10 protein-coding genes are annotated in these 12,184 nt (G+C 69.8%); 3 read left to right on the top strand and 7 right to left on the bottom strand.

Annotation, left to right across the window (positions count from 1 at the left end):
* Nucleotides 1–13 precede the first annotated feature (13 nt).
* From HNR02_RS31375 to purB, 4 genes are read right to left on the bottom strand one after another with little or no spacing between them, the layout of a single operon-like run.
* Complete coding sequence (locus HNR02_RS31375) at nucleotides 14–1,405, bottom strand: amidohydrolase family protein (protein WP_179777242.1); 1,392 nt, start codon at nucleotides 1,403–1,405, stop codon at nucleotides 14–16.
* Nucleotides 1,406–1,407: 2 nt separating this feature from the next.
* Entirely contained in the window at nucleotides 1,408–2,430 is a 1,023-nt protein-coding gene (locus HNR02_RS31370) for a zinc-dependent alcohol dehydrogenase (RefSeq protein ID WP_179777241.1), read from the bottom strand.
* Nucleotides 2,427–3,314 carry an NAD(P)-dependent oxidoreductase gene (locus HNR02_RS36635; RefSeq protein ID WP_179777240.1) on the bottom strand — a complete coding sequence of 296 codons (888 nt, stop codon included), beginning with the start codon at nucleotides 3,312–3,314 and terminating at the stop codon, nucleotides 2,427–2,429. Before HNR02_RS36635 ends, HNR02_RS31370 begins: the two co-directional genes overlap by 4 nt.
* Nucleotides 3,307–4,695 (bottom strand): adenylosuccinate lyase, encoded by a 1,389-nt coding sequence (purB, locus tag HNR02_RS31360; protein WP_179777239.1) that lies wholly within the window; start codon nucleotides 4,693–4,695, stop codon nucleotides 3,307–3,309. The genes HNR02_RS36635 and purB overlap by 8 nt, the downstream gene beginning before the upstream one ends.
* Nucleotides 4,696–5,250: 555 nt before the next feature.
* Between purB and HNR02_RS31355 the strand changes: the two genes are divergently transcribed.
* On the top strand, nucleotides 5,251–6,282 hold the full coding sequence (locus HNR02_RS31355) for a LacI family DNA-binding transcriptional regulator (protein ID WP_179777238.1): 1,032 nt from the start codon (nucleotides 5,251–5,253) through the stop codon (nucleotides 6,280–6,282).
* On the opposite strand, the gene HNR02_RS31350 is transcribed toward HNR02_RS31355, so the two are convergent.
* Nucleotides 6,275–6,943, bottom strand: a complete 669-nt coding sequence (locus tag HNR02_RS31350; RefSeq protein WP_179777237.1) for a GntR family transcriptional regulator — start codon at nucleotides 6,941–6,943, stop codon at nucleotides 6,275–6,277. The two genes, HNR02_RS31355 and HNR02_RS31350, sit on opposite strands and share 8 nt — an antisense overlap.
* A gap of 15 nt (nucleotides 6,944–6,958) precedes the next feature.
* A complete protein-coding gene (locus tag HNR02_RS31345; RefSeq protein WP_179777236.1) occupies nucleotides 6,959–7,462 on the bottom strand; it encodes a VOC family protein in 504 nt (167 codons plus the stop codon).
* 114 nt (nucleotides 7,463–7,576) lie between these two features.
* Between HNR02_RS31345 and HNR02_RS31340 the strand changes: the two genes are divergently transcribed.
* Nucleotides 7,577–9,757: an alpha-ketoacid dehydrogenase subunit alpha/beta gene (locus HNR02_RS31340; protein ID WP_179777235.1), complete on the top strand. Its 2,181-nt coding sequence runs from the start codon at nucleotides 7,577–7,579 to the stop codon at nucleotides 9,755–9,757.
* A 26-nt stretch (nucleotides 9,758–9,783) separates the two neighbouring features.
* Nucleotides 9,784–11,052 (top strand): dihydrolipoamide acetyltransferase family protein, encoded by a 1,269-nt coding sequence (locus HNR02_RS31335; RefSeq protein WP_179777234.1) that lies wholly within the window; start codon nucleotides 9,784–9,786, stop codon nucleotides 11,050–11,052.
* Here HNR02_RS31335 and HNR02_RS31330 read toward each other — a convergent pair.
* Nucleotides 11,049–12,050: a LacI family DNA-binding transcriptional regulator gene (locus HNR02_RS31330; protein ID WP_179777233.1), complete on the bottom strand. Its 1,002-nt coding sequence runs from the start codon at nucleotides 12,048–12,050 to the stop codon at nucleotides 11,049–11,051. The two genes, HNR02_RS31335 and HNR02_RS31330, sit on opposite strands and share 4 nt — an antisense overlap.
* Between the last annotated feature and the right edge of the window lie 134 nt (nucleotides 12,051–12,184).

The following is a 12,184-nucleotide window of genomic DNA, read 5'->3' as shown; positions in this document are numbered from 1 at the left end:
TTTCTCCTTGTTCTCAGTTCGCGGCCGTCAGGGGTGCCGGCTGCCAGCCGCCGCCCGTCCGCGCATCGGTGAGCCGTTCGCTGCGCGCGGCGCGATCGAACAACGCGTCCCGGTGCTCGGTGGCCAGGCGGCAAGCCCGCTTGGCGCGGTCGCCGATGAGGACACCGTGGTGTTTGACCACTTCACCGGCGACCAGGATCGTGTCGACCAGGCCGGGGTGGGCTGCGTAGACGAGCTGGCCGACGGGGTTGTTGAGCGGGGCCAGTGCGACGGTGTCCGCGCGGACGAGCAGAATGTCGGCCTGCTTGCCGGGGGTCAGCGAGCCCACCTTGTGGCCGAGTCCGAGCACGCGCGCGCCGTCGAGGGTGGCGAAGGACAGCACGTCGCGGGAGCCCAGCGAGACCTCCGGGCGGTCACTGGCACCCGGTTCCGAGTTGTCCAGCGCGCGCTGGGTGGCGAGGGCGACCCGCATGGTGCCCCACAGGTGACCCCCGTTCGACACGCACGTGTCGATCGACAAGCCGGGACGGATTCCTGCGGCGAGCAACCGGCCGGTCGCCGGCCAGCCGTGCCCCATCTGCATCTCGATGTCGGGTGCGATCGAGACGGTGCCCCCCGAGTCCGCTATCAGTCGCAGCTCGTCGTCGCCGAGGGTGTTGCAATGCACGTAGGTGGTGTCGGGACCGAGGAGCCCGCGCTCGGCCAACCGGCGGATCGGCCCGGAGCGGCCCCATTCGCCGTCACCCGCGTGCAGGGTGATCGGCAGGTCGAGTTCCCGCGCGAGCGCCACGTCGGACTCGGTGACGTCCACGGTGGCGAACTGCGGGCCGCGCAGGGCCATCGCCATGGTCAGGAGACCGTCTCCGGCTGAGAAGTGCTCGCCGCGCACGCGGCGCACGTCCCGGTCGTGCGGCACGTCGCTGGGCACCTGGTACATGTCCGCGCCGCCCCCGTGCGCGAACACGGCCCGGATCCCGGAGTCGGCCAGCGCGTGCACGGCGGCGTCGCTCTGCTCCGGGGTGTTGACGTTGTGCGACCAGTCGAGCAGTGTCGTGATGCCGCTGTCGAGTGCTTCGACGGCACCGGCGAAGTTGCCTGCGTAGGTGTCTTCCGCGGTGAAGAAGGCGCTCAGCCCCAGGTGGAGGCCGGTCATGTACTGGCCCAGCGTCCAATCCGCCGCGATACCGCGGAGGAAAGCCTGCCAGGTGTGCCGGTGCGTGTCGATCAGCCCGGGCATGACGATGCAGCCGGACGCGTCGATGATCTCGGCGTCGACCGGCCCCAGATCCGGGGCGAGTGCCTCGATCCTGTCGTCCTCGACGAGCACGTCACCGCGGGCCAGGTCACCGAGCGTCGGATCCATCGACACGATCGTGCCGTTCTTGATGAGACGTCGCTGTGTCATCGTTATTCCTTTCCCCGGATGTCGATCAGGGTTTTGCCCCCGCCGGCCAGTCCGTCGTGGATCCGGTCCAACGGCAGCACCCTGGCCACGATCTCGGTGGCCAGGTCCAAGCGGGACAGCAGGTCGACCGCCGCCGGCAGGTCGCGCCGGCAGACGTGCGCACTGGACGTTCGAATGTCCTTTTCGGACACTACGGCGGCCCGCAGGTCGAACTCGGCGGTGCCGCCGGGCAAGCCGACCGCGACGATCCGGCCGCCGGGAGCCGTCGCATCGAGTGCCATGCGCAGGCCGGCGGCCGCGCCGGAGGTCTCGAAGACCGTGGCCAGCCCGCGGAACGCGGTCGCCCCGGTCTGCCCGTCCACCTGCTGAGTGGTGGCCGCGCCCAGGCGCCGTGCGGCAGCCAGGCGGACGGGGTCGAGGTCGGCCACGTGGACGGTCAGTCCGCGATCCGCCGCGGCGGCCACGAGGAGCGCGCCGACGCCGCCGGCACCGATCACGAGGATCTCGCTGTCCTCGGGCACCTGTCCCCGGTCCAGCGCGTGCATCGCGATCGAGACCGGCTGGGCCAGTGCGGCGTTGTCGTCCGTGCACCCGTCCGGTACACCTGCGCACATCGCCGCGGGCACCGTGACGAATTCGGCCATCCCGCCGTGCGTGCTCAGCCCGTAGGTGTGGTAGCGACGGCACAGGTTCGTCCGTCCCGCGCGGCAAGGCGGGCAGTCACCACACCAGTGGCCCGCCCCCGCGACGATCCGCGCACCTTCGGCGAAACCCGCCGCCGTTCCCGCCCGGGTCACCGTGCCCATGAACTCGTGACCGATGATCGTCGGGCCGAGGTGTCCCGACCACGGGTGGCGTTCGCGGAGGGGCGTCATCGGACCACCGTGCGCGTACTCGTGCGCGTCGGTACCGCAGAGGCCGCACCGGTGCACGGCGATGGTGACCTCGTCCGGGCGCGGGACCGGCGGATCGGGCACTTCCTCGACCCGCAGGTCCCCGGGTCCGTGCAGGACGGCGGCCTTCACCGCGTCGGCCCATCCGGTCGTTCGCCGTCGGCGACGGCGATCATCAGCTCCGCGGCCTCGCGGTCCGCCCGCTCGTCCCCGCAGATCTTCGCGAGCAGGTCGCGAGCGTGGCGGCCGGCGACCGCGTGCCCGCCGCTCCGAGCGACCGCGTAGGAGACGTCCTTGAGCAGTTGTGCGCTGCTCGCCCACACTTCACCGGGAGGATCGAGCACGAACGGTGCCCGGTAGTGCAGCATCGGTGAGGCGATGACGCTGTCCAGCATCACACTCGTCGCCTGGACGCGATCGATGCCGAATTCCGCGGCCAGGGCGAGGCCTTCGCCCCACGCGACCTCCTGGAGGGCCACCTGCAGGTTGATCGCCAGCTTCAGTGCGAGCGCGCTGCCGTTGACCTCGCTGACGTGCCGGACCGACCGCGCGAGTGCGTCCAGCACTGGACGTGCGCGGTCGAATGCCCGCACGGGCCCGCTCGACATGATCATGAGTCGCCCGCTCTCGGCGGCGTCGAGGCTGCCCGACACCGGTGTGTCGAGCATCGCCGCTCCGGCGCCCGCGACCGCGGTTGCGATCTCGGCGCTCACTTCGGGCTCGACCGTGCTGGCGTCGAGTACCACGTGCCGGTGTGACATCCCGGCGATGAAGCCGCCGGGTCCTCTTGCGACAGAGCGCAGCGCCTCGGAGTCCCACACCATGCACACGAGGAGCTCGCACCGTTCGGCGACGGCGCGCGGCGTGGACTGGGCGACCACGCCCGCGTCCTGCAGCGCTTCGACACGAGCGGGGGTGCGGTTCCAGGCGTGCACGGGATGGCCGAGCCCGGCCAGCCGCCGGGCGAAGCGCGAGCCCATGGCCCCCGTGCCGATCACGCCGATGGGTTCAGGCACCGGAGTCCTCCTCGGCCTGTCGCGCCGCCGACCCCGCCAGCACCTGATCCACGAAGCTCGCGCAGGAGCCCAGGTAGGACTCCGGGACCAGAAGCCGGTCCAGTTCCGCCGGATCGGTCGCCGCCCTGACCCGTTCGTCGTCGAGCAGCGCGTCCTTGAGCGACCGGCCGGATTCCCATGCGGCCATGGCCGCCTGGTAGACGACCTCGTGCGCCTCGGTCTTGCCCAGCTCGTTCGCGAGGCGCATCATCGCGACCTCGGACAGCATCAGGTCACCGAGACGGTGCAAGTTCCGCCGGATGGCTTCCGGGTGCACGATCAGGCCGTCGAGCAATCGGGTGGCGCGTTCGAGCAGACCGCCCGTGAGGATGAACGTCTCCGGCAGGACCGACCACTCGACGCCCCACACCGTCATGTCCCGCTCGTGCTCCTGGAGCATCGCGGTGAGCATGGCCGCCGGGGACTGCCGGGTGAGGATCGCGTTGGACAGCACGAACTCGGCCAGCATGGGGTTTCGCTTGTGCGGCATGGTGCTGCTGCCGACCTTGCCGAGGACGAACGGCTCCTCGATTTCGGCGACCTCGGTGCGCTGCAGGACGCGAATCTCGTTCGCGATCTTCCCGCAGGTGGCGGAGATCATCGAGAGCACGCAGGTCAGCTCGGCGAAGCCGTCCCGCGCGGTGTGCCAGGCGATGTCCGGAGTGCCGAGATCGAGGTGCCGGGCCATGCGGTGCAGCAATTCAGGGCCCTGTGGGCCGAACGAGGCCATCGATCCCACCGCCCCGCCGAGTTCGGCGACGAGCACACGTGGCCGCAGCTGGGTGAGCCGCTGGAGATGACGTTCGGCTTCGGCCAGCAGTACCGCGAACTTGAACCCGAGTGTGATCGGCAGCGCGTGCTGGGCGTGCGTACGCCCGATCATGGGCAGATCGCGGTGACGGCGCGCGAGTCCGGTCAATGTGCCGATGAGGTCGCGAAGGAGCGCGGCGGTCAGGTCGAGCGCGGCGCGCGCCTGCAGGACCAGGCCCGTGTCGGTGATGTCCTGTGTGGTCGCTCCGTAGTGGACCCACCCACCGGCGTCGCCGCTGCGGGCGGCCAGCTCGCGGATCACGGGCACCAGGGGGTGTGCCGTGCGCCCGATCTCGGTCGCGAGCGCGTTCAGGTCCCACTCCGTCGCCAGCGCGCTCGCGGCGATGGTGTCCGCGTCGTCCGCGGGGACGATTCCGAGATCGGCCTGTGCCCTCACGAGCGCGACCTCGACGTCGAGCCACGACTGGATCATCGCCCGGTCGGTGAAAACATCCCGGATCTCCGCGGACGCGAACAACGAGCCCAGCGCGCGCGAATCGGTCAGGTGCGCGGCCGGTGCCTCAGATGCCACGGTGTGCTTCTCCTTGTCCTGTCGAAAACGCGGCAGCGCTCCCGGCCCCGGTGACACGCGACCGCCGCGGAACCGCCACGACCGAACCTGGCCGGTGTGGAGTGGGGAAGACGGCGAGATCGACGCCGCTGCGGCTTGGAAAGCTTTCCATGAATTCACCTTTCAGGCCCGGGACGGGGAGGGCCGAGGTCGTGTCGGTCCGTTCGCGGATCGCACCGCTGTTCCGCCGGATCCGTGCGTGCTGTCCCGATTCGGGTTCACTGCCGGTTCTGCGGACCCGGCGGCCTTCCGCACTGCTGGTGCAAGTCTTGCGGAACCCGTCATGGTCGTTCTCGTCGAGTCCCCGGGTGGTCATGGTTTCTGTCCGAGTCCGGGGAGTCCGGCGCCGACACACGAGATGGTGTGCTGTGTCCGCCGGCGCGAGCTCGTTGGGAACCTTTCCAACGGCTGCGTGAAGTCTCAATCCAATGAAACGGCTTGTCAAGGGGATGTCGACACCGAGTTGCACGACGCACATCTTCCTGGAAACGGGTTCCATGGAATAACGTTTCCATCATGGCTACCTTGAAGGACGTGGCGGAGTACACCGGCCTGGGTCTGGGCACGGTGTCCCGTGCGCTGAGCGGGCACCCGAACGTGCGACCGGAAACCAGGCGGAAGGTGGAGGCGGCCGCTCGAGAGCTCGGTTACTCGTCGAACGTGCTGGCGAGGGCGTTGCGTCGCAACCGGAGTTATTCGGCAGGCCTGATCCTCCCCGATCTGGAGAACGAGTTCTACACGACGGCGGCTTCGGTCGTGCAGCGGGTGCTGCGCACCGAGGGTTACCGGCTGCTGGTGTCGTGCAACAACAACTCGGCGGACGTCGACCAGGAACTGTTGCGATCGTTGATGGAAAGCCGCGTGGACGGAATCGTGCACGTCCCGTGCACGTCCGAGGGCGCCGACGCGGTACGCGCACTCGACCCGCGGATTCCGGTGGTCGAGTACGCCCGCCGATCGTCGGCCCGGGGGGTGGACAGCGTCATCGGTGACGACGAGCGCGGTGCCGCCGAAGTGGTGCGGCATCTCGTCGATCTCGGCCATCGGAGTATCGCCATGATCACCGGGCCGGCGGACCTGAGCACGACCGTGGACCGGGTGCGCGGCTTCCACGACGCGTGCGCCCGGTCCGGGTTGCCCAAGCGGGGCTGTCCGATCCTGCACGGACCGTCCTACGACGTCGAGTGGGGCGAAGCCGCCACCGATCGCGTCCTGGAACGTCACCCGGCCGTGACCGCGATCTTCGTCGCCGGGGCACGCGGCGCCCTCGGTGCGCTCAAAGCCCTGCGGAACCGGAACCTGTCCGTGCCGTCGGACCTCTCACTCGTGGGCTTCCTCGGATCCGGGTGGCTCGACGTCACCGATCCGCCTCTCACACGGTATGTCCTGCCTTTGGAGGACATGAGCGCGATGACCGCGCGGCTGCTCCTGGACCGCATCCAGCACCCGCGCGACGGCCGGCGGACGGAACCGAACGTGATGCGTTTCGAGGGCAGGCTCATGGTCCGGGAGTCCACGGCGCCGCCACGGACGCACGAGCTCACGTGACCTGGAAGAGCTCCGGGTGCCGCCCCAGTTCGACGCGCGTGCGGCGGATGTGGAGTTCGAGGATGCGCTCGGCGGAGGTGTGGTCGCGGTCGCGCAGGGCCTCGATGAGCAGGTGGTGCTCGGAACCGATGATCCAGCGTCGGTGCTCGCCGGTGAGCCTCGTGAACGCGCGCCGGTAGTGCTGGGTGGTGTCCCACAGGCGCGCCACGATCGAAGCCAGCTCTTCGGCACGGTGATGACGATAGGTGGCCCAGTGCAACCGCCGGTCGAGGACGAGGAACTCCTCCACGTCGTGGGCGCGCTCGATCTGCTCCTGCAGCCGGGTCAGTTCGACGATGTCGTCGTCGGACAGCCGGGGTGCCGATTCGGCGAGCAACAGCGGTTCCACCCGTTCCCGGATCTTGTAGCTGAGCTCGCATTCGCGCATGTCCATGCTGGCGACCCACGCGCCCTGGTTCGCGCGCAGGGTGACCAGACCGCGGGATTGCAGGATGCGCAGCGCCTCGCGCACCGGCAGCCGGCTGGTCCGCAGCTCCTCGGCGAGCTCGTCCTGGATGATCCGGGCACCGGGCGCGAGCGTGCCGTTGAGGATCCGCTCGCGGATCTCCTCGGCGATGCGCTGGCTCGCGACGGCCGCCGGGACGCCGTTGCGACCAGTCACGCTCGGCTCCTTCCGTCATGCGAAGGCTTCCGGGTTGCGGTCGAAGGCCTTGCCGTGTGGGTAGGACACTAGCTCACACTGCAGACCCCACGGCGACAGGAAGTACACCCAGCGTTGCCCCTCGTGGGGACCGGCGCTGGAGGTCGGCTCACCCAGTACGCGCAGGCCGCGATGGCGGAGATCGGCGACGGCCGCATCGAGGTCATCCACGTAGAACGCCAGGTGATGACCGCCGATGTCGCTGTTGCGCGGTGGCTCCGGACGCTGATCGGGCGCGTGGTACTCGAACACCTCGAGGATCGACCGCCCGCCGAGCCGGTAGAAGTGCAGGCGCGGCACGACGGCCCGTTCGTGCACGTCGAGATGGTCCCGCATCCAGTTGCCGTGGTCGTCGCGCAGGGGGCCCAAGGTGTACAGGTATTCGCACCCGAGAACGTCGACGAAGAACTCGCGGGCCTGGTCGAGGTCGGGAACGGTGATCCCGATGTGATCGACACCCGCTAGGCCGGGGACAGGCACAGCGCCTCCAATGGATCCAATCTAGCTTGCATTTACGGTAGCTAGCGCGCATAGTACGGGATGTAGCCGCCAGTTGGATCCATTTGGCGGGAGTTCATCTTCAGAGGAGCCTTGATGCCCACCCGTGAGAACCTGGCCGCCGCCGCCCCGTGGGTTCACCTCGCCACGTCACCCGAGGACTGGGACAGCGCGGATCCGGATCTGCTGCTGCGGATGCTGGGCCAGGCACTGTGGATCCGGACGTTCGAGGAGTACGTGCTGGAACTGGCCGGGCAGGGGCTCGTGCACGGGCCGGCGCATTCGAGCGTCGGCCAGGAGGGCGGTGCGGTCGGCTCGATCGTGGCGCTGCGCAGTGACGACTACGTCAACGGCTCGCACCGCGGACACCACCAGTTCCTCGCGAAGGCGTTCGGGCACGTGATGTCCCGCAAGTCCGGGGTGCTGCCCGAACTGGACGACGAAGTGCGCACGGTGCTGCGCCGCACGCTCGCCGAGATCTGCGGGCTGGCCGAGGGGTACTGCCGCGGCAGGGGTGGCTCGATGCACCTCCGCTGGCGGGAGGCGGGCGCGATGGGCACCAACGCGATCGTCGGCGGCGGTGTCCCGCAGGCGGCGGGCTTCGCCTTCAACCAAAGCCGCGCGGGCACCGATGCCGTCACGGTCACCTACTTCGGCGACGGGGCGGTGAACATCGGATCGGTTCTGGAAACGTTCAACCTCGCCGCGGCGTGGCGGCTGCCCGTGTGCTTCTTCATCGAGAACAACCAGTACGCCGTCTCGACCTCGGTGGCCGAGGCGACCGGGGAAGCACGGCTCTCCGGCCGTGGCCCGGGGTTCGGGATCCCGAGCTGGCGAGTGGACGGGATGGATCCACTGGCGGTGCACCTGGCGATGACCGAGGCGCTGGCGCATATGCGCACCGGGAACGGTCCGACGATCGTGGAAGCCGACGTGTACCGGTACTTCCACCAGAACGGGCCGTACCCGGGCAGCGCCTTCGGTTACCGCGACAAGGCCGAGGAGCAGGCCTGGCGCGATCGCGACCCGGTGGATCTGCTGCGGGCACAGGTTATCCGGCGCGAACTGTCCACATCGGAGGAGGTGGCGGCGTTCCGTGAGGAGGCCACCGCCGCCCTGCGCGAGATCGGGGACTCGCTGCTCGAACCCGTGCCGGACGGCAAGCCGGGGCAGCGGCGGATCAAGGCGTCCGCGTGGCCGGACCCCGGTTTTGTCGACGTCGGAGTACGTGGCGATCTCAGCGAGCTGGCGGGAAGCCGGTACGAGGAGGCCGACACGTTCTCGGGCGAGCTCGGGGAACGCCGGTTCATCGACGTGGTGAGCGAGGTGCTCGCCAGCCGGCTCGAGACCGACGAGCGGGTCGTCGTGCTGGGCGAGGACGTGCACCGGCTCAAGGGCGGAACCAACGGCGCCACCCGCGATGCCATCGAAGTCGCACCCGGCCGGGTGCTGGGCACTCCGATCAGCGAGAACGCGTTCACCGGGCTTGGCGGCGGGCTTGCCCTGGACGGGCGGTTCCGGCCGGTTGTGGAGTACATGTACGCGGACTTCATGTGGGTGGCGGCCGACCAGCTGTTCAACCAGGTCGCCAAGGCGCGCCACATGTTCGGTGGCGAAAGTCCGGTGCCGTTCGTGCTGCGGACGAAGCTCGCGGCCGGCACCGGGTACGGCTCGCAGCACACGAACGATCCCGCCGGTGTGCTCGTGACGGCTCCGGGGCTGCGTGTGGTCGCACCGTCCAACCCGTTCGACTACGTCGGCTTGTTCAACACCGCGATCGCCTGCGAGGACCCGGTCGTCGTGCTCGAGCACGTCGACCTCTACACCACGACCGGAACCGGACCGGTATCCGATGTGGACTACCGGATACCCGTCGGGAAAGCGGCGTTGCGCCGCGAGGGCGGTGACCTGACCGTGATCTCCTACTTGTCCATGGTCGGCCACTGCCTCGAAGCGCTCGACCAGGTGCCGCAGCTGCAGGCCGACCTGATCGACCTGCGCTGGCTGGACCACGCCAGCCTGGACTGGGACACGATCGAGCGCAGCGTGCGCAAGACCAACCGGGTGCTGATCGTCGAGCAGGGTGCCCGCGGCATGTCCTACGGTGGCTGGCTGGCCGACGAGATCCAGCGTCGCCTGTTCGACTGGCTCGACGCGCCGATCGAGCGCGTCACCGGCGGGGAGGCTTCGCCGAGCATCAGCAAGGTCCTCGAGCGCGCGGCGATCGCGCGCACCGAGGAAGTCGTCACCGCCTTGCGCGACATCGCCGCCCACTGACGTCCAGAGAACGAGGAGCCCAAACCATGGCGACGCTGCTGCGTATGCCCGAAGTCGCGGCCGGTGCGACCGAAGCCGTGCTGTCCGAGTGGCTCGTGAAGGAGAACGACCCCTTCCGGGCGGGCGATCCGATCGCGGTGATCGAGACCGACAAGGCGTCGGTCGAGCTCGCGGCCGAAGAGGATGCGACGATCCTGCGCGCGCTCGTGCCGGGTGGCTCGTCGGTCGAGGTCGGTTCCCCGATGGCGGTGCTGGGGGCCGACGGGGAGGAGGTCGCTGACCTCGACCGCGTACTGGCCGATCTCGGCGTCGCGGACGCCCCCGCGCCGGCGCCCGCCCCGGCCCGGCGTGACGTCCCGGAACCCACGCCCGCTCCGGCACCGGAACCCGTCCCGGCCGAGAACACGCGGCGCATCTTCATCAGCCCGCTGGCCCGCAAACTGCTCAAGGAAGCCGGCTTGACCCCCGAGCAGGTACCGGGCACCGGCCCGAACGGTCGGATCACCCGCCGGGACGTCGCGCAGGCGATCGCCGTCGCACGGCGGCAGAACGCCACGCTGCCGGCACCCACCGCTCCGTCCCCGGCCGGCGCGACCGCCCAACCGGCGGCCGGGGGCGGATTCCAGGAGATCCCGCACTCCCGGCTGCGGCGTGCGGTCGCCGCCCGGCTCACCGAGAGCAAGCGGACGGTCCCGCACTTCTACCTCAAACGCGCCGCGCGGGTGGACGAGCTGCTGACGCTGCGGCAGCGGCTCAACGAGGTGTCGCCGCACAAGATCTCGGTCAACGACCTGGTGCTGCGTGCGGTCGCGGTGGCCCACCAGGAGGTCCCCGAGGCGAACGTCGTGTGGACCGAAGACGCGCTCCGGCAGTTCGACTCGGTCGACATCGCCGTCGCCATCGCGTCGGAGCGGGGGCTCGTCACCCCGGTGTTGCGCGACGTAGGCAAGGCCGCGCCGAGCGCGATCGCGGCGCAGGTGCGCAGTTTCGCCCGGGCCGCCGACGAGGGGAGCCTGCGTCAAAGCGATCTCGAGGGCGGCTCGATCAGCGTGACGAACCTCGGCATGTACGGCGTGGACGAGTTCTCGGCCATCATCAACCCCCCACATGCGGCGATCCTGGCCGTCGGAGCCGCCGCCGAGATCCCGGTCGTGGTCGACGGAGCCGTCGGCGTCGCGACTCAGGTGTCACTCGTGCTGTCGGTGGATCACCGCGCCATCGATGGCGCGCTTGCCGCCCGCTGGATGGCGGCATTGGTACGCGTTCTCGAGGAACCGTTGCGGCTTCTCGCCTAACGCGGCGGTGCCGTCGATCCGCGTACCACCAGGTGCAGCGGAAGCGACACCGTCTTCGGGGTGGGGTCGGGGCGGTCCAGCTGCTCCAGCAGCAGCTGGGCCGCTTCCGCGCCGAGCCGGTGATGCGGCACGTGCACCGTGGTCAGCGGCGGCACCAGCTTGTCCACGAAACGCATGTCGTTGAACCCGACGAGGGACACCTCCCGCGGGCAGTCGAGGCCGTGTTCGCGCAGGCCCTGCAACACGCCCAGGGCGATCATGTCGTTGCCGGCGACGATGCCGGTGGTGCCGGGGTGCTCCTCGAGCAACCGGTGCGTGGCTTCGAGGCCCGCTTCCTCCGTGTAGGACGCGCACGTCAGTATCGGCGCCTCGTCACCGGCGCACTGCCGGAAGGCGCGCGCCCGTAGCGACCCCGTCGACAAGCCGGCCGGCCCGGCCAGGTGCGCGAGGTGTCGATGGCCCAGCTCCGTCAGGTGGTCGACCACCGCGGCCATCCCGGCGACGTCGTCTCCGAGCACGGCCGGGAACAGCGGAACGTCGGTAGACCGGTTCACGAGCACGACCGGGATGCCCTGCTCGTGCGCGCGCGTCAGCAAGGGGTCCTCGCGGCGTGCGGTGGCGATCAGGAACCCGTCCACGCGCCGGGACAGCAGCGCGTCGAACTGGGCTTCGGCGCGCTCCGGGGCGTTGTCGGTGTTCGCCAGCAGCGCGGTGTAGCCCTGGCTGCCCAGCGCGTCCTCGATACCTCGGACCACCAGCGGGAACAACGGGTTGGTGAGGTCGGGGATGAGGACGCCGACCGTGGCCGAGCGGTTCGTGCTGAGGCTGCGCGCCACGGTGTTCGGCTGGTAGCGCAGCCGTTTCGCCGCCGTCAGCACCCGCCGTGCCGTCGCCGGGTTGACCTGGCCGCTGGTTCGCGGGTTGAGGGCTCGGGACGCAGTCGCCTTGTGCACTCCGGCGAGTTTGGCGACATCGGCGATCGTGGGCGGCTTGTCCATGCGCTCATGGTACGTGCTGTGCAACCGGTCGCACGGTCAGGGCCAGGCAATTTCCCGGACAAGCTTGACAAGGTCCGCAGGCATCGCCAAGCTCTGATGCAACCGGTTGTGGACGCTGTCGCGTGATGCTCAGG

It is taken from the genome of Amycolatopsis endophytica (assembly GCF_013410405.1).
GTDB lineage: Bacteria > Actinomycetota > Actinomycetes > Mycobacteriales > Pseudonocardiaceae > Amycolatopsis_E > Amycolatopsis_E endophytica.
The sequence above is the reverse complement of the archived record's forward strand: the minus strand, read 5'-3'. Positions and strand labels throughout refer to the sequence as shown.

Excerpts from the sequence above, each read along its gene's own strand:
- HNR02_RS31355 (WP_179777238.1), top strand. The coding sequence starts at position 5,251 with ATGGCTACCTTGAAGGACGTGGCGGAGTACACCGGCCTGGGTCTGGGC.
- HNR02_RS31340 (WP_179777235.1), top strand. The coding sequence starts at position 7,577 with ATGCCCACCCGTGAGAACCTGGCCGCCGCCGCCCCGTGGGTTCACCTC.
- HNR02_RS31335 (WP_179777234.1), top strand. The coding sequence starts at position 9,784 with ATGGCGACGCTGCTGCGTATGCCCGAAGTCGCGGCCGGTGCGACCGAA.
- HNR02_RS31375 (WP_179777242.1), bottom strand. The coding sequence starts at position 1,405 with ATGACACAGCGACGTCTCATCAAGAACGGCACGATCGTGTCGATGGAT.
- HNR02_RS31330 (WP_179777233.1), bottom strand. The coding sequence starts at position 12,050 with ATGGACAAGCCGCCCACGATCGCCGATGTCGCCAAACTCGCCGGAGTG.